18 protein-coding genes are annotated in these 19,173 nt (G+C 66.8%); 14 read left to right on the top strand and 4 right to left on the bottom strand.

Translation table 11 applies throughout. The features are described 5' to 3' along the window. Window positions 1-23: 23 nt before the first annotated feature. From cobA to AB0T83_RS00915, 3 genes are read left to right on the top strand one after another with little or no spacing between them, the layout of a single operon-like run. Window positions 24-878, top strand: coding sequence for a uroporphyrinogen-III C-methyltransferase (gene cobA, locus AB0T83_RS00925; protein ID WP_366190759.1), 855 nt, complete (start codon window positions 24-26; stop codon window positions 876-878). Then, window positions 875-2,188 (top strand): cobyrinic acid a,c-diamide synthase CobB, encoded by a 1,314-nt coding sequence (locus AB0T83_RS00920; RefSeq protein ID WP_366190757.1) that lies wholly within the window; start codon window positions 875-877, stop codon window positions 2,186-2,188. Before cobA ends, AB0T83_RS00920 begins: the two co-directional genes overlap by 4 nt. Then, window positions 2,185-3,408, top strand: a complete 1,224-nt coding sequence (locus AB0T83_RS00915; RefSeq protein WP_366190755.1) for an MFS transporter — start codon at window positions 2,185-2,187, stop codon at window positions 3,406-3,408. Before AB0T83_RS00920 ends, AB0T83_RS00915 begins: the two co-directional genes overlap by 4 nt. A 55-nt stretch (window positions 3,409-3,463) precedes the next feature. Here AB0T83_RS00915 and AB0T83_RS00910 read toward each other — a convergent pair whose 3' ends face one another. The 3 genes from AB0T83_RS00910 to cysS are packed head-to-tail and all read right to left on the bottom strand — an operon-like array spanning window position 3,464 to window position 7,479. Continuing rightward, window positions 3,464-4,234 carry a squalene/phytoene synthase family protein gene (locus tag AB0T83_RS00910; protein ID WP_366190754.1) on the bottom strand — a complete coding sequence of 257 codons (771 nt, stop codon included), beginning with the start codon at window positions 4,232-4,234 and terminating at the stop codon, window positions 3,464-3,466. A 15-nt stretch (window positions 4,235-4,249) separates the two neighbouring features. Further along, window positions 4,250-5,938, bottom strand: coding sequence for a citramalate synthase (gene cimA, locus AB0T83_RS00905; RefSeq protein WP_366190753.1), 1,689 nt, complete (start codon window positions 5,936-5,938; stop codon window positions 4,250-4,252). Then, entirely contained in the window at window positions 5,935-7,479 is a 1,545-nt protein-coding gene (cysS, locus tag AB0T83_RS00900; RefSeq protein WP_366190751.1) for a cysteine--tRNA ligase, read from the bottom strand. Before cysS ends, cimA begins: the two co-directional genes overlap by 4 nt. A 123-nt stretch (window positions 7,480-7,602) precedes the next feature. On the opposite strand from cysS, the gene alr reads away from it, so the two are divergent. The 4 genes from alr to AB0T83_RS00880 all read left to right on the top strand — a co-directional run bounded on the left by alr (window position 7,603) and on the right by AB0T83_RS00880 (window position 10,703). Then, on the top strand, window positions 7,603-8,646 hold the full coding sequence (alr, locus tag AB0T83_RS00895) for an alanine racemase (protein ID WP_366190749.1): 1,044 nt from the start codon (window positions 7,603-7,605) through the stop codon (window positions 8,644-8,646). A gap of 81 nt (window positions 8,647-8,727) precedes the next feature. Next, a complete protein-coding gene (locus AB0T83_RS00890) occupies window positions 8,728-9,510 on the top strand; it encodes an MlaE family ABC transporter permease (protein WP_366190748.1) in 783 nt (260 codons plus the stop codon). After that, window positions 9,507-10,253, top strand: coding sequence for an ABC transporter ATP-binding protein (locus AB0T83_RS00885; protein WP_366190747.1), 747 nt, complete (start codon window positions 9,507-9,509; stop codon window positions 10,251-10,253). Before AB0T83_RS00890 ends, AB0T83_RS00885 begins: the two co-directional genes overlap by 4 nt. A gap of 6 nt (window positions 10,254-10,259) precedes the next feature. Further along, window positions 10,260-10,703: a paraquat-inducible protein A gene (locus AB0T83_RS00880; protein WP_366190746.1), complete on the top strand. Its 444-nt coding sequence runs from the start codon at window positions 10,260-10,262 to the stop codon at window positions 10,701-10,703. Here the strand turns inward: AB0T83_RS00880 and AB0T83_RS00875 are convergent. Continuing rightward, the gene (locus tag AB0T83_RS00875; RefSeq protein WP_366190745.1) at window positions 10,700-11,653 is read right to left on the bottom strand and encodes a homocysteine S-methyltransferase family protein; all 954 of its coding nucleotides are present in this window, start codon (window positions 11,651-11,653) and stop codon (window positions 10,700-10,702) included. The genes AB0T83_RS00880 and AB0T83_RS00875 overlap by 4 nt on opposite strands. Window positions 11,654-11,771: 118 nt before the next feature. Between AB0T83_RS00875 and radA the strand changes: the two genes are divergently transcribed. From radA to AB0T83_RS00840, 7 genes are all read left to right on the top strand, one after another. Further along, window positions 11,772-13,133, top strand: a complete 1,362-nt coding sequence (gene radA, locus AB0T83_RS00870; protein WP_366190743.1) for a DNA repair protein RadA — start codon at window positions 11,772-11,774, stop codon at window positions 13,131-13,133. 20 nt (window positions 13,134-13,153) lie between these two features. Then, the gene (locus tag AB0T83_RS00865) at window positions 13,154-13,714 is read left to right on the top strand and encodes a CvpA family protein (RefSeq protein WP_366190741.1); all 561 of its coding nucleotides are present in this window, start codon (window positions 13,154-13,156) and stop codon (window positions 13,712-13,714) included. Between the two features lie 107 nt (window positions 13,715-13,821). After that, window positions 13,822-15,342, top strand: a complete 1,521-nt coding sequence (purF, locus tag AB0T83_RS00860) for an amidophosphoribosyltransferase (protein ID WP_366190740.1) — start codon at window positions 13,822-13,824, stop codon at window positions 15,340-15,342. A gap of 333 nt (window positions 15,343-15,675) precedes the next feature. Beyond that, complete coding sequence (locus tag AB0T83_RS00855) at window positions 15,676-16,329, top strand: SDR family NAD(P)-dependent oxidoreductase (protein WP_366190739.1); 654 nt, start codon at window positions 15,676-15,678, stop codon at window positions 16,327-16,329. Between the two features lie 123 nt (window positions 16,330-16,452). Then, window positions 16,453-17,238, top strand: coding sequence for a 5'/3'-nucleotidase SurE (gene surE, locus AB0T83_RS00850; protein WP_366190738.1), 786 nt, complete (start codon window positions 16,453-16,455; stop codon window positions 17,236-17,238). Beyond that, window positions 17,235-17,876 carry a protein-L-isoaspartate(D-aspartate) O-methyltransferase gene (locus AB0T83_RS00845; protein ID WP_366190737.1) on the top strand — a complete coding sequence of 214 codons (642 nt, stop codon included), beginning with the start codon at window positions 17,235-17,237 and terminating at the stop codon, window positions 17,874-17,876. Before surE ends, AB0T83_RS00845 begins: the two co-directional genes overlap by 4 nt. 42 nt (window positions 17,877-17,918) lie before the next feature. After that, window positions 17,919-19,067 (top strand): LysM peptidoglycan-binding domain-containing protein, encoded by a 1,149-nt coding sequence (locus AB0T83_RS00840; RefSeq protein WP_366190736.1) that lies wholly within the window; start codon window positions 17,919-17,921, stop codon window positions 19,065-19,067. Window positions 19,068-19,173: the final 106 nt, after the last annotated feature.

Genomic DNA, 19,173 nt, shown 5'->3' with positions numbered 1-19,173 from the left:
GCAAGGGACGGCATAAGCAGGCCATGACCGACTCGCTTCAATTTCCCGATGGCCCCTGGCCCGAGCTTCAGCCCGGCTGGGTCTGGCTGTGCGGCACCGGTCCGGGCGATCCGGGCCTGATGACCCTGCATGCGCTGAACGCGCTGCGTCAGGCCGATGTGATCGTCTACGACGCGCTGATGAACCCCGAGATCCTGACATGGGCACGGCCCGAGGCCGAGCGGATCTATGCCGGCAAGCGCGGCGGCAAACCCTCGGCCCAGCAGCGTGACATCTCGCTGCAACTGGTCGAACTGGCCCGCGCGGGCAAACGCGTGCTGCGGCTGAAAGGCGGCGACCCTTTCGTCTTCGGGCGCGGCGGGGAAGAGGCGCAGACTCTGATCCAGCACCAGATACCGGTGCGCATCGTGCCGGGCATCACCGCCGGGATCGGCGGGATGGCCTATGCGGGCATCCCGGTGACCCATCGTGACGTGAACCAGACCGTGGCCTTCGTGACCGGCCACGACCGGCAGGGGCTGGCCCCCGGCTCGGTCGATTGGCCATCGCTGGCGAAAGCGGCGCAGGTCATCGTGATCTACATGGGCATGAAGCACATCCGCGCCATCGCCGAGGAACTGATAGCGGGCGGACGCGCGCCGGACGAGCCCGTCGCGGTGATCACCGCCGCCAGCCTGCCCGACCAGCGGGTGCTGGAAACCACCCTGCAGACCGCCGCCGACGATATTACCGCCACCGATATGACCCCGCCTGCGGTCATCTGCATCGGACGGTCGGTGCTGATGCGGCAGGTGCTGGACTGGCAGGCGCTGGCCGCGGGCGAAGCCCCCCGCAATCTGGATCCCTTGGGACGCGGACGCCCGGCCGAGATGTCGTGACCGGCGGCACCGGCCTGATCCTGGCCGCCCCCTCCTCGGGAGCGGGCAAGACCACGGTGACGCTGGGCCTGTTGCGGGCACTGTCGCGGCAGGGCCGCCCGGTGCGCAGCGCCAAATCCGGCCCCGATTACATCGACCCCCGCTTTCACGAGGCCGCCACGGGCCAGCCTTGCGTGAACCTGGATGCCTGGGCGATGACGCCTGCACGCCTGCGGGCGCTGGCCGCCGGGCCGGGGTTGTTGCTGATCGAAGGGGCGATGGGCTTGTTCGACGGTGCGCCCCCAGATGGGCGCGGCGCCTGTGCCGATCTGGCGCGGCATCTTGGCCTACCTGTTGTGTTGATCGTCGATGCGGGCCGCATGGCACAATCGGTGGCGCCGCTGGTGGCCGGCTTCGCGGGCCATGATCCCCGAGTGCAGGTGGCCGGTGTCCTCCTGAACCGCGTCGGCAGCCCCCGTCATGAGGTCCAGTTGCGCCGCGCCTTGACGCCCCTCGGCCTGCCGGTGCTGGGCGCGCTGCCAAGGGTGCCGGGGCTGGAAACCCCCTCGCGCCACCTGGGGCTGGTGCAGGCGGCGGAACACGGTGATCTGGAGTGCTTCCTCGACCACGCCGCCGACACGGTGGCCAGCCATTGCGACCTTGAAGCGCTTGCGGCCCTGTCCGCACCGTTGCCGTCTGCATTCCCCGCGCACCGCCTCGCACCGCCTGCGCAGACCATTGCGGTGGCGCAGGATGTGGCCTTTGCCTTTGCCTATCCGCATCTTCTGGCCGACTGGCGCGCGCAAGGCGCCGAAATTCGCCCGTTCTCCCCACTGGCTGACGATCGTGTCCCCGAGGCGGGGTTCCTTTACCTGCCCGGCGGCTATCCCGAACTGCACGCGGGCCGTCTGGCGGCCAATTCGCGCTTCCTGTCCAGTCTCAGGACTGCTGCACAGGCGGGCACGCCGGTCTATGGCGAATGCGGCGGCTATATGGTGCTGGGCGACGGGCTGATCGACGCAGACGGACAACGCCACCAGATGGCCGGGCTGCTGCGGCTTGAAACCAGTTTTGCCCACCGCAAGCTGCACCTTGGGTATCGCCATGTGCAGGCCACCCATGGGCCGATGTCCGGTGCCTGGGCCGCCCACGAGTTTCACTACGCCACGACCGTGAGGGCAGAAGGCACACCGCTGTTCACGGCCAGCGATGCCGAAGGCACGCCCCTGCCCGACATGGGGCTGGTGCAGGGCACGGTCTGCGGCTCCTTCGCCCATCTGATCGACCGGGCTTTTCCCGCCCCGGCGCAAGGTGTAATCCCCGGCACATGAGCACAGATATCCCCATCGGCATCCCCGATACTGACCGCCGCGCCAAGCGCAACGTGGCGGTTCTGGTGGCCGCACAGGCCATCCTTGGCAGCCAGATGCCGATGATCTTCGTGATCGGCGGGCTGGCGGGCCAGATGCTGGCCCCCAACGCTTGCCTCGCAACACTGCCGATCTCGCTCATCGTCTTCGGCTCGATGACCACGGCGCCCTGGCTGAGCCCGCTGATGCAGCGGATGGGGCGCCGCACCGGGTTTCTGATCGGCGCCATGGGCGGCATGATCGGGGCGCTGATCTGCGTTCTGGCCCTGTCGAAGGGCTCTTTCGCGCTGTTCCTGCTGGGCTCGTACATGACCGGCATCTACATGTCGGCGCAGGGGTTTTTCCGTTTTGCTGCCGCCGATACCGCCAGCGAGGCGTTCCGGCCCAAGGCCATCAGCTATGTCATGGCCGGCGGTCTGCTGTCGGCGGTGCTGGGTCCGCAACTGGTGAAGGTCTCGACCGACGCCACGGCGATCCCCTTCGTGGGCACCTATGCGCTGGTGATCGGCCTGAACCTTGTCGGCATGGCGCTGTTCTTCCTGCTGGACATTCCCAAGGCGCCGCCGCGCCGCGCCACCGATGCCCCGGCGCGCAGCTGGCTGGAGCTTCTGTCGCAACCGACCATCGCGGTGGCGATCATCTGCGCAATGGTGTCATACGCACTGATGAACCTGGTGATGACCTCGACCCCGCTGGCGGTGGTGGGCTGCGGTTTCACCGAAGGCAACGCCGCCGACATCGTCACCGGCCACGTGCTGGCCATGTTCGCGCCGTCCTTCTTCACCGGCCACCTGATCGCACGCTTCGGCGCCACGCGCATTGTTGCCCTTGGCCTCGTGATCCTTGGCATCGCGGGTGTGGTCGCCCTGCAAGGGGTCGAGCTGGAGAATTTCTTCCTGGCACTGGTCCTGCTCGGCCTCGGCTGGAACTTCGGCTTCATCGGTGCCACCACCATGCTGGCCGGCGCCCATGAGCCGCATGAACGCGGGCGGGTGCAGGGCATGAACGACGCGCTGGTCTTCGGCGGCGTGGTGCTGGCCTCGCTGGCCTCGGGCGGGCTGATGAACTGCTCGGGCGGCACGCCCGAGGCTGGATGGAGCGCGGTCAACCTGGCCATGGTACCGTTCCTGACCCTGGCCGGCGGTGCGCTGATCTGGCTGACCCTCAGACCGCAGGACTGACACCGCACGCGCGCTGCAAGGATCTTGCCAAGACAGGCCGGGGGTGCGCAGGGCGCTAAATTCGCCGCGTTACCGAGGCACGCAGCAGGGCCAACCGCCGCGCCGCTTCGCTTTCCGCAAGCCGGCCATCCGCAACCCGGCCCGGTTCTGACGCCGCCCGGCTTAACACCGCCGATGCGCGCCACCCGCTGAGCAGCGCGGACCGGGCCAGACGATCCACAGCACCAAATCCCTGCCGCGCGCGGGCCAGCCAGTCCAACCCATCGCGGGCCAGCGCCTGCACGGCCTCGGCCCGTCCGTCGACCAACGGCACGCGGCCCCGGGCTTCCAGCTCGGGCACCGCCAGCAGCCAGGCCGCCAGCCCCGCCGCCTGCCCGGCATCGCGGAACACCGGCTCCGCCACGGCTTGCGCGCCCAGCGCCCGACCCGCGGCCCAGAACAGTGCGCCCGAGGTGTCCTGCAAATACTGGTCAAAACCCGAACAATCTGCAAACGGTGCGCGCTGCAGGTCCAGCCGCCGCGCCTCGACCAGCGGGATCAAAACCTTTGCCCCGTCTGCATCCAGCACGCCGCTCAGGGGTGTCGCGACCTCATGCTTGCGCACGGTGCCGCCCGCCACGATTTCATCCAGAAGGTCGCGCCACCATTGCAGGCGCATCTCGCCGATCATCACCTCGGCGCTGACCCAGGGCGCGCGGGCAACCTCGAGGTTGAAGGCATAGAGCGGGAGCAGCACCGGGCGCGCCGCCACGGGGGCGGCCAGAACCGCGCGGAACCGGTCGGGATCGCCCCGTTCCAGCAGATTGGCGCAGGCTTGCAGGCTCACCCCCGGCCCTGCCGATCAGACCGGCGCGGCATCCGGCACCGCTGTCGACCCTGCCGCCACCCCGGCCCCGTCATGGGCCAGTTTCCAGTTGATCGCATCCAGCAGCGCATCGAAGGACGCGTCGATGATGTTGGCCGAAACCCCCACCGTGGACCAGCTGTTGCCGCTGCGATCCACGCTGTCGATGATGACGCGGGTCACCGCCTCGGTGCCCGCGCCGATGATGCGCACGCGGAAATCGACCAGCCGCATGTCCTCGATCGACGAGCGATAGGGCGACAGCCCCTGCACCAGCGCCGAATACAGCGCGCTGACCGGCCCGCTGTCGCGGCCAAGGCTGTCGCTGCCGAAGGCATGCAGGCGCAGCGCCGCATCCCCGACCCGCACCTGAACCGAGGCTTCCGAAGAATGCTCGACCCCGCTGCCCGTCAGTCGCCGCGCGATCACCACGCGGTACCAGTCGACGCTGAAGAAATCCGTCACGCCGCCCAGTTCCTGCCGGGCGATCAGTTCGAAACTGGCCTGCGCGGTGTCATAGGAATAGCCCGCTGATTCCTGCTCTTTGATCCGGTCGAGGATCCGTCCCAGGGCCGGATTTCCCGGCGCCACCTCGAACCCGGCCTCGGCCAGACGGCGGCGCAGGTTCGACTGTCCCGCCTGGTTCGACATCGGGATCACGCGGGCGTTGCCGACGGTGCCCGGCTCGACATGTTCATAGGTGGTGGGGTCTTTCAGGATGGCCGAGGCATGCAGCCCGGCCTTGTGGGCAAAGGCCGACGCCCCGACATAGGGCGCGGATTTCTGCGGCACCCGGTTCAGGATGTCATCCAGCAGCCGTGACACCCGCGTCAGGCTCTTCAGCCCGTCAAGGCTCACCCCGGTGTCAAACCGCGAGCAATAGGGTTCCTTCATCAGCAAGGTCGGGATCAGCGACACCAGATTGGCATTGCCGCAACGCTCGCCCAGCCCGTTCAGCGTGCCCTGCACCTGCCGCGCGCCGGCGTCGATGGCCGCCAGCGAATTGGCCACCGCGTTGCCGGTGTCGTCATGGGTGTGAATGCCCAGCCGGTTGCCGGGAATGCCCGCGTCGATGACCAGCCCGGTGATCCGCCCCACTTCGCCGGGCAGCGAGCCGCCGTTGGTGTCGCACAGCACGATCCAGCGCGCCCCGGCCTCATAGGCCGCGCGCAGGCAGTTCAGCGCGTATTCCGGGTTGGACTTGTAGCCGTCGAAGAAATGCTCGGCATCGAACAGCGCCTCGCGGCCCTGCGCCACGATATGCGCGATCGAGCGGCTGATGTTGTCGAGGTTGTCCTCCAGCTCGATGCCAAGCGCTGTGGTGACGTGGAAATCATGGGTCTTGCCCACAAGACAGACCGCCGGAGTATTGGCGTTCAGAACCCCGGCCAGAACCTCGTCATTCTCGGCCGAGCGCCCCGCCCGCTTGGTCATGCCAAAGGCGGTCAGCGTGGCGCGGGTCTGCGGCGGAGCGGCGAAGAACTCGCTGTCGGTGGGGTTCGCACCGGGCCAGCCGCCCTCGATATAGTCAATGCCCAGATCGTCCAGCGCCTTGGCAATGCGGATCTTCTCGGGGGTCTGGAACTGCACGCCCTGGGTCTGCTGACCATCGCGCAGGGTGGTGTCAAACAGGTACAGCCGTTCGCGCGGCGCGGTCCATTCGCGGTGGGTAATCGTGCCGGTCATTCGGCTTCCCTTTCTGCGAATTCAAGTATCTCAAAATCAACCTCTTTTGAACCGCGTGAAGTGACTTGTTTCCACCTACCGTCAGCGTCGCGGTCAATTTTTACATCCCGGGCCGATGCAAGTTCTACAAGCTCTTCAATTGTGACTTTTGTTTTCCCATCAAATGCGGGAGCTGATACCGCCATCCACCCAAATACACTATTGTTGTAGTCAAATTCCCAATTTGGCTCCTTTCCATCCATCACAGAGATACCCGCGATCTGCATAAGGCCACGAATAGCGTCTGACTTTGCGTAGTTCTTTTCCCGTTTTGCGGCGGCTCGAATGGCCAAAAGTTTCTCTATTCGACTTGTTAGTTCACCGTCGACCGGTTTGCGCAGCGCCCAATCGGGCACCGCATCCGACATCAGGCCCAGAAGCTGAAGCCCCGCCCGCAACGCGCCCCCGTGGCCATCGCCCGACAGGCGATGCAGGGCGGTCAGCGCACCATGGGTGTTCAGATCGTCGGCCAGTGCGGCCAGAAGCTCGGCATCCTGTGCGCCGCTTTCGGCCTCTGCTGCCTGAGCATACCATTTGCGCAGGGTGCGTTCGGCCTCTTCGGCTTTCTTCGCGGTCCAGTCCATCGGTTTGCGATAATGAGTGGACAGGAAGACAAAGCGGATCACCTCGCCCGGCACGCCCTGATCCAGCAGGTCGCGCACGGTGAAGAAATTGCCCAGCGACTTGGACATTTTCTTGCCCTCGACCTGCAGCATCTCGTTGTGCATCCAGACACGGGCGAATTCGCCCTCGGGATGGGCGCAGCGGCTTTGGGCAATCTCGTTCTCGTGGTGCGGGAATTGCAGATCGTTGCCGCCGCCGTGAATGTCGAAGGTGGCGCCCAGCAGTTCCTGCGCCATGGCCGAGCATTCGATATGCCAGCCCGGACGACCCCGGCCCCAGGGGCTGTCCCAGCCCGGCAGATCTTCGGTTGACGGCTTCCACAGCACGAAATCCATCGGATTGCGCTTGTAGGGGGCGACCTCGACCCGCGCCCCGGCGATCATGTCGTCGACCGAGCGGCCCGACAGCGCGCCGTAATCGGCATAGCTTTCCACGGCGAACAGCACATGGCCCTCAGCCGCATAGGCGTGGCCCCTGGCGATCAGCTCAGCACACATGGCGATCATCTGGCCAATATAGTGGGTGGCGCGCGGCGCATGGGTCGGCTCCAGCGCCCCCAAAGCACCCATGTCCTCAAGGAACCAGCCGATGGTCTCGTCGGTGATCTCTGTGATCGACCGGCCGGTTTCGGCGGCGCGGGCGTTGATCTTGTCGTCCACGTCGGTGAAATTGCGCACATAGGTCACGTGATCGGCGCCGTACTCCTGGCGCAGCAGCCGGAACAGCACGTCGAAGACCACCACCGGACGGGCGTTGCCCAGATGCGCGCGGTCATAGACCGTCGGCCCGCAGACATACATGCGCACATCTTCGGGATCTTGCGGAACGAAAGGCTCCTGCTGGCGCGACTTGGTGTTGTATAGGCTGATCTGGACCATGGGCTTCCGGCGGGCTGGTGGCGCGAGTTACCGTGCGGGATTACCGGAGCCGGGCGCGAAAGAAAAGACGCGAGGCATTCGCGCCACCTTGACCTTTTCACAGGCGCTGCCACAAACGGCCCCATGGCTCAAGCAAACCTGACAATCAACCTCGACGCCGTGGCCGACAACTGGCGGGCGCTGGATGCAAGGACCGGACCGGACACCGAAACCGCCGCCGTGGTCAAGGCCGATGGCTATGGCCTTGGGGCCGAGCGCGTGGCCGCCCGTCTGGCCGCCACCGGGGCGCGGACCTTTTTCGTGGCCACCGCCGCCGAGGGCGCGCGGGTGCGCCAGACCGTGGGCGAGGTGCCCGCAATCGCGGTGTTCTCCGGGCATATGGACGGCGACACCGACCTGATCCGTGCCCACGACCTGATCCCGATGCTGAACAGCACCGCCCAGGTGGACCGCCATCTGGACGCCCTGCCCGACGCGCGCTTCGGCGTGCAACTGGACAGCGGCATGAACCGGCTGGGGATGGAACCCGCCGAATGGGACAGCCAGAAGACCCGCTTGCTGGAGCGTGGGCCGTGGCTGGTGATGTCGCATCTGGCCTGCGCAGACGAGCCCGAGCATCCGATGAATGCCCAGCAACTGGCCGGCTTCCGGGCGATGACCGACGGGCTGGGCCTGCGCCGGTCGCTGTCGGCCACCGGCGGCATCCTGCTGGGGCCGGACTATCACTTTGACCTGACCCGCCCCGGCATTGGCCTGTATGGCGGCGCGCCGTTCTCGGCGGCGGTCCCGGCGGTGCAACTGGCCATCCCGGTGATCCAGTGCCGCGATGTCGCCTTGGGCGAAACCGTGGGCTACGGCAATGCGTGGATTGCCTCGCGCCCGTCGCGCATCGCGACGATTGCCGCGGGCTATGCCGACGGGCTGCTGCGGTCGCTGTCGGGCAAGGCAACGCTGTTCGCGGGCGCCACGCCCTGCCCGCTGGTGGGTCGGGTGTCGATGGATCTGCTGACCATCGATGTCACTGATCTTGACGAAGACCCCGAAACGCTGGAAATCCTCGGCCCCTATCAGGGCGTCGATGCCCTGGCCGACGCCGCAGGCACCATCGGCTATGAAATCCTGACCTCGCTGGGAGCCCGCTATGACCGGCGCTACAACCGTTTCTGAGCCGCGCCCCTGCCGGGGCCCACACGGCCCCCTGGGGCCGGTTCCGGCGTGCGGCACTGCATTCGGGCAAGGTACACCATCATGAACGCACTGGCCCCCGTTGCCGGGATCGGACGCAGCACGCTGGCCGCCGTGGCCAGCCTTGGGCGGGTGTCGATCTTTGTCGCCCAGACCCTGCGCCATATTGTGACGCCGCCCTTCTACCCGCGCGAGTTCTGGACCGCGGTGATCGCCATCGGCTGGCTCAGCCTGCCGGTGGTGGGGCTGACCGCCGTCTTTACCGGGGCAGCCCTGGCGCTGCAGATCTTCGACGGCTCGGCCCGGTTCTCGGCCGAGGCGGTGGTGCCGCAGATCGTCGCCATCGGCATGGTGCGCGAACTTGGCCCGGTTCTGGGCAGCCTGATGGTCGCCGCCCGCGTCGCCTCCTCCATCGCCGCCGAGATCGGCACCATGAAGGTGACCGAACAGATCGACGCGCTGGTGACCCTGTCCACCAACCCGATGAAATACCTGACCGCCCCGCGCGTGCTGGCCGCCACACTGACGGTGCCGCTGCTGGTGGCGGTGGGCGATGCCATCGGAATCTTCGGCGGCTATCTGGTTGGCACCACGCGGCTGGGCTTCAACGAGATCAACTACCTCAAGAACACCGTCAACTTCCTGGAATTCTGGGACATCGGCTCGGGCCTGGTGAAAGGTGCTGTCTTCGGCTTCATCATCGCGCTGATGGGCTGCTACTACGGCATGAACTCCAGCCGGGGCGCGCAGGGCGTGGGCAAGGCCACAAAGGCCGCCGTGGTGTCGGCCTCGGTGCTGATCCTGGCCTCCAATTACCTTCTGACCGAGGCGTTCTTCTCGTCATGATCCAGCTTGAAAACGTCCATAAATCCTTTGGCGACAACGCCGTGCTGCGCGGGGTCACGCTTGAGGTGCCCAAGGGCGAGAGCATGGTCATCATCGGCGGCTCGGGCACCGGCAAATCGGTGGCGTTGAAATGCGTGCTGGGGCTGGTCCGGCCCGACAAGGGCGTGATCCGTGTCGATGGCGAGGATATCACCCGTGCCGACCGGGACGAGTTCCTGTCGCATTTCGGCATGCTGTTTCAAGGCGGCGCGCTGTTCGATTCCATGCATGTCTGGGAAAACGTGGCCTTCCGCCTGCTGCGCGGCCGCCTGAAGAAACCCCGCGAAGAAGCCCGCGAGATCGCCATCGAGAAGCTGCGTCGTGTCGGCCTGCGCTCCAGCGTCGCCGATCAGTTTCCCGCCGAATTGTCGGGGGGCATGCAAAAACGCGTGGGCCTGGCCCGCGCCATCGCCGCCGAACCGCAGATCATCTTTTTCGACGAACCCACCACCGGGCTCGACCCGATCATGTCGGGCGTCATCAACGACCTGATCCGTGAAATCGTGGTGGAAATGGGCGCCACTGCGATGACCATCACCCACGACATGACCTCGGTCCGGGCGATTGCCGACAAGGTGGCGATGCTGCACGACGGGGTGATCCAGTGGTCCGGTCCTGTGAGCGATCTGGACACCACCGGCGACCCCTACATTCAGCAGTTCATCAACGGCTCCGCCGAGGGGCCGATCGAGGCCGTGCGCTAGCCGCCCATGCCCCTGACCCGCCTTCTGGCCGCGCTCAATCTGGTGCTTCTGATCGCCTTTCCCGTGGCCTGGGCCGCGCCGCTGTTGCGGGCCGGGCTGCTGCCGTTCTTCGGCATGTCCGAGGTGTCGATCCTGTCCGGCATCCGGGCGCTGTGGGGGACCGATCCGGCGCTGGCGGCGCTGGTGGCGGCATTGGCCATGGTGGCGCCCTACCTGAAGATCCTGACCCTGGCGGGCATCCAGTGGGGCTACCTGTCGCGCCGCGCCCTGCCGCTGGTCAAACAGCTCAGCCGGTTGGCGATGGCGGATGTGTTCCTGATCGCGCTGTATGTGGTGGTGGCCAAGGGCGTCGGCGTCGGCCGGATCGAGACCGCCTGGGGGTTGTGGCTGTTCACCGGCTGTGTCGGCCTGTCGCTGGTCACAAGCTGGATGACCCCGAAAGCCCGCTAACCCGCCGCGCGCACCGCCAGCACCTGTCCGGCAATCTGGTCGAGGTGCTTTTCCCAGGTGCCGCAACAGCCGCCCCAGACATCCATTTGCGGATACCGCCGCGCCAGATCGCCCATCCGTTCGCCCAGATCCACCGGATCCCCCTCCTCCAGATGGTTCAGCTTGCACAGGGCGATCTTTTCCATTTTCGAGGCATTGGGCCGCAAACCGCGCAGGCGCTGGATCCAGTCGCCGCCATCCAGTGCCGGTTCGAACTCCAGCGGGTGCGAGCAATTGATGGCGTAGAAATCGATCGAATTGTCGGTGGCCGCATCAATGGCCGGGATCGCCTCGCCCAGGCTGGGCCCGGATTTCAGGCGCGCGGTGCTGTCCAGTGTCAGCATCATGCACAGCGGCACATCTTGCGCGGCGGCGGCTCGCGCCGCGCCCACGGCTTCGGGCACGCTGTTGAAGGTCATCGCACAGGCCATGTCCACGCCCGCCCGCTTCAGCGTGGCCATTTGCACCGAATGGTAGTCCTCGGCGCTGGCGTCGGTGATCTCCGCGTTCAGGGAATAGGCGTCGCCGCGCGGCCCAACGATACCGCCGATGCGGATGTCGGGCAGGCCGTCGGCGTAAGGGGCTGAAACCTCGCGCAGAAACGCGATGCAGGCGAGATTGGCATCGGCCAAGGCTTCCGAAGAATAGCCCAGTTTCGTTCCCCAATCCGGGCTGGCGCGATAGTCCAGACCGGTCAGGTACACCGCCGTCTTGTGCGCGGCGGCCACGTCCAGCAAGGCGCGGTACATGCCGGACAGCACGCCCATGGCTTTGGGATTGTCGAGCAGCGGGAGCATGGAAAATTCGGGCAGTTCGAAGCCGTGCCGGTACATGATCTCGGTTTCGGTGCCGCCTTCGGTCAGGTAGATGCCACCGTCGGCGCGACGGGGCAGGCCTCTGGATCTGGACATTCTCTTGCCTCCGGTTTGTCTGTGGCCAGCCTTGCACATTCGCCCGGCCCCGTCACCCTGTGCGCCTCGGCCATCCTTCGCTCTGGACGCGGGCGCGGGACTGGGCCAAACCCTGTTCATGGCGAAATCCCTTTCCTTTCACTGCTCCGACTGCGGGGCGAGTTTCAGCAAATGGTCCGGGCGTTGCGATGGCTGCGGGGCGTGGAATTCCATCGTCGAGGAAAAGCCGCTGTCCACCGGTCCCGGAAAGGGGCTGGGCGGCAAGCGCGGTCGCAGCGTGCCGCTGGTCGATCTGGACACCGAGGAAGCGCCGCCGCCGCGCACCCAGTCGCAAGTCGCGGAACTGGACCGGGTGCTGGGCGGCGGGCTGGTCCCGGCCTCGGCCACGCTGGTGGGCGGCGATCCGGGCATCGGCAAATCGACGCTGCTGCTGCAGGCGGCGGCGGCCTTCGCACGGCGCGGCCTGTCCTGCGTCTATGTCTCGGGCGAGGAGGCCACCGCCCAGGTGCGGATGCGCGCCCGCCGTCTGGGTCTGGACAAGGCGAATGTGCGTCTGGCCGCCGAGACCGGGCTGCGCGATATCCTGACCACACTGGAGGCCGAGAAGCCCGATCTGGTGATCGTCGATTCGATCCAGACCATGTGGCTGGACACCGTCGACAGCGCCCCCGGCTCGGTCAGCCAGGTTCGGGCGGCGGCGCACGAACTGACCAGTTTTGCCAAACGCCACGGGGTGGCGGTGATTCTGGTCGGCCATGTCACCAAGGACGGCCAGATCGCCGGGCCGCGCGTGGTCGAGCACATGGTGGACACCGTGCTGTATTTCGAGGGCGAGCGCGGCCATCAGTTCCGGATCCTGCGCGCCGTGAAGAACCGCTTCGGCCCGGCTGACGAGATCGGCGTCTTCGAGATGACCGGCAAGGGGCTGGCACAGGTGCCCAACCCCTCGGCGCTGTTCCTGCAGGATCGCGGCGAACCGGCGGCAGGCTCGGCGGTCTTTGCCGGGATCGAAGGCACGCGGCCGGTCCTGTGCGAGTTCCAGGCGCTGATCGCGCCCGCGCCGCATGGCACCCCGCGCCGATCGGTGGTGGGCTGGGACGGCGGCCGTCTGGCGATGATTCTGGCGGTGCTCGAATCCCGTTGCGGCATCCCTTTTGCCGGGCTGGACGTCTATCTGAACGTGGCCGGCGGGCTGCGCGTGGCGGAACCCGCTGCCGATCTGGCCGTTGCCGCCGCGCTTCTGTCGGCGCGCGAGGATGTGGCATTGCCGCCTGAAACCGTGGTTTTCGGGGAAATCAGTCTCTCTGGGGCCATACGTCCGGTGACACAGACCGAAAACAGGTTGAAAGAGGCCCTGAAACTTGGTTTTTCCAAGGCTATCGTGCCGGGTGGCGGCAAGCGGCTGGCGGACAGCGGCGTCGCGCTGCGCCCGATGGCGGATCTGACCGGGTTCGTCGGCGATGTTTTCGGAGCCGGATAACGGCAAGAGGGAGTAACGGTATGGACGGGTTCACCATTGTCGACGGGGTCGTGGCCGCCGTTATCATCGTCTCTGCCATTCTGGCCTATTCCCGCGGCTTCGTGCGCGAAGCCATGGCGATCGCCGGTTGGGTTGCCGCCGCGATCGTGGCCTTCCTGTTCGCCGGGCAGGCCGAACCGCTGATCAAGGAAATCCCCTATGTGGGAGACTTCCTGCGCAGCTCGTGCGAACTGTCGATCATCGCCGCCTTCGCCGCGGTCTTCGCCCTGGCTCTGGTGGTTGTGTCGCTGTTCACGCCGCTGTTTTCCACCGTCGTCCAGCGTTCGGCCCTGGGCGGGCTGGACCAGGCGGCGGGGTTTGTCTTCGGCGCCCTGCGCGGCATCCTTCTGGTGGCGGTGGCCCTTGTGGTCTACGACCGCGTGGTCGTCGCGCAGGAAATCCCCATGGTCGACGACAGCCGCACCGCGCGGGTCTTTTCGGGCATGCGCGAGGACGTGGACGGAATGATTCCCGAGGACGCGCCGGGCTGGATTCTGATGCGCTATGAACAGCTTGTGGGAAGCTGCGGCGTGGATGCGTGATATTCGGGCATCTTGCGAACGGTCAACTCTGTGATCCTTTCGTGACACCCGGCAGCAATCGGTTTAAACGACGCCCATTGTTCAACGGAATCGGAGCCAGCGCCGAGATGCGTGACGAACCCTCGACCGGGACCGAAGGGCATCTGCCCGCGTCCCGTGATATCGACTTTCCTGCCCACCCGTTCGACCCGGTCGATGACGACAAGCTGCGGGAAGAATGCGGTGTGTTCGGCGTGGTCGGTCTGGCCGACGCGGCGAATTTCGTGGCGCTGGGGCTGCACGCCCTGCAGCATCGCGGACAGGAAGCCGGCGGCATCGTCTGCCATCACCCGGTAGAGGGCTTCAACAGCGCCCGCCGCTTCGGCTATGTGCGCGACAATTTCACCAAGGCCTCGCTGATGGAAACCCTGCCGGGGCCGCTGGCCATCGGCCATGTGCGCTATTCGACGGCGGGTTCCAAGGGCGCGGCGATCCGCGACGTGCAGCCGTTCTTCGGCGAATTTTCCATGGGCGGCGCGGCGATTGCCCATAACGGCAACATCACCAACGCCGATGCCCTGCGCAAGGAGTTGATCGAGCGCGGTTCGATCTTCCAGTCGTCGTCGGACAGCGAATGCATCATCCACCTGATGGCGCGCTCGCTGCAGCGCAACATCCCCGAACGCATGGAAGATGCCCTGCGCCGGGTCGAAGGCGCGTTCTCGGTCGTGGCGATGACCCGCACCAAGCTGATCGGTGTGCGCGATCCCATGGGCGTGCGGCCCTTGGTGCTGGGCAAGGTCGGTGATGGCTGGGTGCTGTCATCGGAAACCTGCGCGCTGGACATCATCGGCGCTGAACTGGTGCGCGAGATTGCCCCCGGCGAGATGGTGGTCATCACCGCCGAGGACGGGGTGGAAAGCCATTTCCCGTTCCGCAAACGCCCGTCGAAGTTCTGTGTCTTCGAACACGTCTATTTCTCGCGTCCCGATTCGATCATCGGCGGCCAGTCGGTCTATGAGACCCGCCGCCAGATCGGCGTGGAACTGGCCCGCGAAAACCCGGTCGATGCCGATCTGGTCTGCGCGGTGCCCGACAGCGGCACGCCGGCGGCCATCGGCTACAGCCAGGAAAGCGGCATCCCCTTCGCCATGGGGATCATCCGCAACCAGTACATGGGCCGCACCTTCATCGAACCGACCGAACAGATCCGCAACATGGGGGTGCGTCTGAAGCTGAACGTCAACCGCGCCCTGATCGCGGGCAAGCGGGTGATCCTGGTCGATGATTCGGTGGTGCGCGGCACGACCTCGCGCAAGATCAAGGAAATGATCCTGGATGCCGGCGCCGCCGAGGTGCATTTCCGCATCGCCTCGCCGCCCACCGCATGGCCCTGTTTCTACGGCGTGGACACGCCGCAGCGCGAAAAGCTGCTGGCGGCGACCATGAGCGAAGAGGAAATGACCCAGCACCTGCAGGTGGACAGCCTGAAGTTCATCTCGCTGGACGGGCTTTATCGCGCCGTCGGCGAGGCTACGGGCCGCGACAACGCCTGCCCGCAGTATTGCGACGCCTGTTTCTCGGGCGACTACCCGGTCCGCCCGGCGGACATGATCGCCAAGGGCTTTGAACTGAAGGCCGCCGAGTAGTCCCGAACGGTTGCGCAAACGGCGAAGGGGGGGCTCCCGCCCTTTGTCGATGCAAGGCATCTCCGCCGGTTGGGCCGGGCGCGGCTGCGCCGCGCGGTCGGTTCCTCACAGCACGCGATGCGCGGGGATGTCGACGTCGGATACTTCCGCTGAGAGGCTCTGAGGGGCCCATGTGCCCCTGCAGAGCCTGCCCGAGGATCGTCCCCCTGCGCCCGCCTCAAGGCCAGGCCGATCTTCGATCGGGCGCCTGCGGCGCGCCTTGACCCGGGCTTCGGCGGGCTGCGACATGTGGTTGGTCTTGCGCTTGCCCGGCGGCGGGGGCAAATGGGGGGCATGGAACACCACAGTGATCTCAAGCCGGTGCTGGTCACCGGCGCCTCGCGGGGGCTGGGCGCCGCCCTTGCCCTGGAACTGGCCAAGCGCGGTCATCACGTCATCGCCGTGGCCCGCACCGTGGGCGGGCTGGAAGAGCTGGACGACAAGATCAAGGATGCAGGGGGCGCCGCGACCCTGGCGCCGCTGGATGTGACCAATGACGGCGCCATGCAGCATCTGTGCCGGTCCATCCACGACCGCTGGGGCGGGCTGGACATCTGGGTGCACACCGCCCTGCACGCCGCACCGCTGAGCCCGGCGCATTTCATCACCACCAAGGACTGGGATCGCAGTCTCGCCGTCAATGTCGATGCCACCCGCCGCCTGATCTGCTATGTCAGCCCGCTTCTGGGCGAGACCGGCAAGGCGCTGTTCTTCGACGATCCGCGCGCCGGGCAGAAGTTTTTCGGAGCTTACGGCGCCACCAAGGCCGCGCAGATGGCGCTGGCGCAGTCCTGGGCTGCCGAGACCCCGAAGACCGGCCCGCATGTGTGCATCCTGACGCCGCCACCGCTGGCCACCGCGACCCGCGCTCGGTTTTTCCCCGGCGAGGATCGTGCCGGGCTGACGCCGCCCGCGCAGGCAGCGATGGATATTCTGGCTGAAATCTGAGGCCGCGTGACCACGCCTGCGCCCGGCCGGACCGGCCCGGGCGCGAGGCGGCTTTACCCGGCAGCGGCCATCCCCTAAGCACAGGGTGCGTGTCCCGACGCGCCCGGTTCCTGGAGTCTCTGCATGCGTATCCTTGTCACAAATGATGACGGCATCAACGCCCCCGGCCTGCAAGTGCTGGAAGCCATTGCCGCCGAAATCGCCGGACCGCAGGGCGAGGTCTGGGTGGTGGCGCCGGCCTTCGAACAGTCCGGGGTCGGGCACAAGATTTCCTACACCCATCCCACGATGATCGCGCAGATGGGGCCGCGCCGGTTCGCCGCCGAAGGCTCGCCCGCCGATTGCGTGCTGGCGGGCATCTACGACGTGATGGCCGGGGCCGGGCCGGAGCTGGTGCTGTCGGGCGTGAACCGGGGCAACAACGCGGGCGAGAATGTGCTGTATTCCGGCACCATCGGCGCCGCCATGGAAGCGGCCCTGCAAGGGTTGCCCGCCGTCGCCCTGTCGCAATTCTATGGCCCCGGAAACGCGGACCTGGACGATCCGTTCGATGCCTCCGCACAGCATGGCGCCGCCACCGTGCGGGCGCTGCTGGACAACGGCCTGTGGGACGACGCCGCCTACCGGTTGTTCTACAACGTCAACTTCCCGCCCTTGCCCGCCGCCGGGGTCAAGGGTCTGAAGGTCAGCGCACAGGGTTTCCGCCCCGACACAAGGTTCTCGGTCGAGCCGCATCAGGCGCCCTCGGGCCGCCGGTTCCTCTGGGCCAAGGGCGGTGCCCAGGCGGTTGAAACCGGCGCAGGCACAGATGTATCGGCCAATATGGCCGGCCATATCTCGGTCACGCCGCTGCGCGCCGATCTGACCGCCCATGACACGCTGGGCGTATTGAGGGATCGACTGGAATGACCGGCGCGGACGAGCGCATCCTGCAATTCATCTACACCCTGCGCAGCAAGGGGGTGACCGATCCGCGCGTGCTGACCGCGATGGAGCGCACCGACCGCTCGGTCTTCCTGCGCGGCACCTTTGCCCATCGCGCCTATGAGGACATGCCGCTGCCGATCCCCTGCGGGCAGACGATCTCGCAGCCTTCGGTGGTGGCGATCATGACCCAGGCTCTGAAGGTGGGGCCACGCGACACGGTGCTGGAGATCGGCACAGGCTCGGGCTATCAGGCCGCCGTGCTGGCGCGTCTGGCGCGGCGGGTCTATTCGGTCGAGCGGCATCGCCACCTGGCCGAGGCCGCCAAGGCCCGGTTTCGCGACCTGGATCTGGCCAACATCACGGTGTTCCTTGGCGATGGATCGCATGGCTTGCCCGCGCAAGCACCCTTCGACCGCATCCTGGTGACAGCCGCCGCCGAGGATCCGCCCGGCCCGCTCTTGGCGCAATTGCGCGAGGGCGGTATCATGGTGGTGCCCGTGGGGCAGTCCGACGCGGTGCAGACGCTGATCAAGGTCACCCGCACCCCCGAGGGTCTTGAGTATGACGAACTTGGCCCGGTGCGCTTTGTGCCGCTGGTCGAAGGACTTGGGGAAGACTGAACGCGCCCGCACCAGAACGGGGCGGTTCCAGAGGATACGAGCATGATCAAGGTCACCACGGCCCGACACTTCACCCGACTGACCGCCACGCTGCTGCTGTGCACAGGTCTTGGCGCCTGCAGCACCCTGTCGGTGCCCGGCGCCGGCGATGTTCTGAACAACGGATCGGCGACGACGCCCACCGCCCCACGCCCGGCGCCCGATGCCCGCGGCGTGATTTCCTATCCCGGCTATCAGGTGGCCGTGGCCCGCAATGGCGACACCGTCAGGACAATCGCCCAGCGGTTGGGACTGGATGCCACCGCGCTGGCGCGCAAGAACGGCCTGCCCGAGGATGCCGAACTGGATCCGGGCGAGATCGTGATCCTGACCAGCCGTGTTCCCGAAAGCGCCTCGGGCAGCGTCGATGTGGCCACGCTGGCCGGTTCCGCACTGGACCGGGCCGAGGGCAAGCCCGCCGCTCAAAGCTCCTCGATCACCGCCGCCGGGCCGGAACCGCGCCGCCATACGGTGGTCACCGGCGAAACCGCCTTCTCGATCGCCCGCAGCTACAACGTGTCGGCGCAGGCGCTGTCGAACTGGAACGGGCTGGATTCCAATATGACGGTGCGCGTCGGGCAGATCCTGCTGATCCCGCCCGCCACCGGCCCGGCGCCGCAGCCCGAGGCCAATGCGGTGGCCACCCCCGGCAGCGGCAGCCCGACCCCGGTGCCGCCCAGTGCCGCGACCCCGCAACCCGAGAAGGACCTGGCCCCGGTGGCCAGCGGGACGATTGCCACCAGCAGTGTGGACAGCACCCCGGCCCCGGCAGCCCAGCAGCAGACCTCGGCCTCGGACACCGCAGCGCTTCTGCAACCGGTGACCGGCCGGATCATCCGGGGCTATGCACCGGGCAAGAACGAAGGGCTGGATTTCGGAACCGCCGCCGGCGCCTCGGTGCGGGCCGCCGACGCGGGCACCGTCGCCGCCATCACCCGCGACACCGACGAGGTGCCGATCCTGGTGCTGCGCCACGACAGCAACCTGCTGACGGTCTATGCCAATGTCGATGACATCGTGGTGGAAAAGGGCACCCGCGTGACCCGCGGCCAGAAGATCGCCAAGGTCCGCGACGGCGAAACTCCGTTCCTGCATTTCGAGGTCCGCAAGGGTTTTGAAAGCGTCGATCCGGTACCGTATCTGTCCAACTGACCCCCGACACCGCCCGGCGGGGTACCGCGCCTGAGACCCGCCGTGCCCGCAAACTCTCGCGACTGCGAATGCGTTTCATTCTAAACTATTGTTAATGCTTGACATT

Source organism: Meridianimarinicoccus marinus (assembly GCF_040689105.1).
GTDB classification, from domain to species: domain Bacteria; phylum Pseudomonadota; class Alphaproteobacteria; order Rhodobacterales; family Rhodobacteraceae; genus Meridianimarinicoccus; species Meridianimarinicoccus marinus.
The sequence above is the reverse complement of the archived record's forward strand: the minus strand, read 5'-3'. Positions and strand labels throughout refer to the sequence as shown.

What these genes read in the sequence shown, in the direction of transcription:
- cobA (WP_366190759.1), top strand. Translation starts at nt 24, where the DNA reads ATGACCGACTCGCTTCAATTTCCCGATGGCCCCTGGCCCGAGCTTCAG.
- AB0T83_RS00915 (WP_366190755.1), top strand. Translation starts at nt 2,185, where the DNA reads ATGAGCACAGATATCCCCATCGGCATCCCCGATACTGACCGCCGCGCC.
- cimA (WP_366190753.1), bottom strand. Translation starts at nt 5,938, where the DNA reads ATGACCGGCACGATTACCCACCGCGAATGGACCGCGCCGCGCGAACGG.
- cysS (WP_366190751.1), bottom strand. Translation starts at nt 7,479, where the DNA reads ATGGTCCAGATCAGCCTATACAACACCAAGTCGCGCCAGCAGGAGCCT.
- alr (WP_366190749.1), top strand. Translation starts at nt 7,603, where the DNA reads ATGGCTCAAGCAAACCTGACAATCAACCTCGACGCCGTGGCCGACAAC.
- AB0T83_RS00890 (WP_366190748.1), top strand. Translation starts at nt 8,728, where the DNA reads ATGAACGCACTGGCCCCCGTTGCCGGGATCGGACGCAGCACGCTGGCC.
- AB0T83_RS00885 (WP_366190747.1), top strand. Translation starts at nt 9,507, where the DNA reads ATGATCCAGCTTGAAAACGTCCATAAATCCTTTGGCGACAACGCCGTG.
- AB0T83_RS00880 (WP_366190746.1), top strand. Translation starts at nt 10,260, where the DNA reads ATGCCCCTGACCCGCCTTCTGGCCGCGCTCAATCTGGTGCTTCTGATC.
- AB0T83_RS00875 (WP_366190745.1), bottom strand. Translation starts at nt 11,653, where the DNA reads ATGTCCAGATCCAGAGGCCTGCCCCGTCGCGCCGACGGTGGCATCTAC.
- radA (WP_366190743.1), top strand. Translation starts at nt 11,772, where the DNA reads ATGGCGAAATCCCTTTCCTTTCACTGCTCCGACTGCGGGGCGAGTTTC.
- AB0T83_RS00865 (WP_366190741.1), top strand. Translation starts at nt 13,154, where the DNA reads ATGGACGGGTTCACCATTGTCGACGGGGTCGTGGCCGCCGTTATCATC.
- purF (WP_366190740.1), top strand. Translation starts at nt 13,822, where the DNA reads ATGCGTGACGAACCCTCGACCGGGACCGAAGGGCATCTGCCCGCGTCC.
- AB0T83_RS00855 (WP_366190739.1), top strand. Translation starts at nt 15,676, where the DNA reads ATGGAACACCACAGTGATCTCAAGCCGGTGCTGGTCACCGGCGCCTCG.
- surE (WP_366190738.1), top strand. Translation starts at nt 16,453, where the DNA reads ATGCGTATCCTTGTCACAAATGATGACGGCATCAACGCCCCCGGCCTG.
- AB0T83_RS00845 (WP_366190737.1), top strand. Translation starts at nt 17,235, where the DNA reads ATGACCGGCGCGGACGAGCGCATCCTGCAATTCATCTACACCCTGCGC.
- AB0T83_RS00840 (WP_366190736.1), top strand. Translation starts at nt 17,919, where the DNA reads ATGATCAAGGTCACCACGGCCCGACACTTCACCCGACTGACCGCCACG.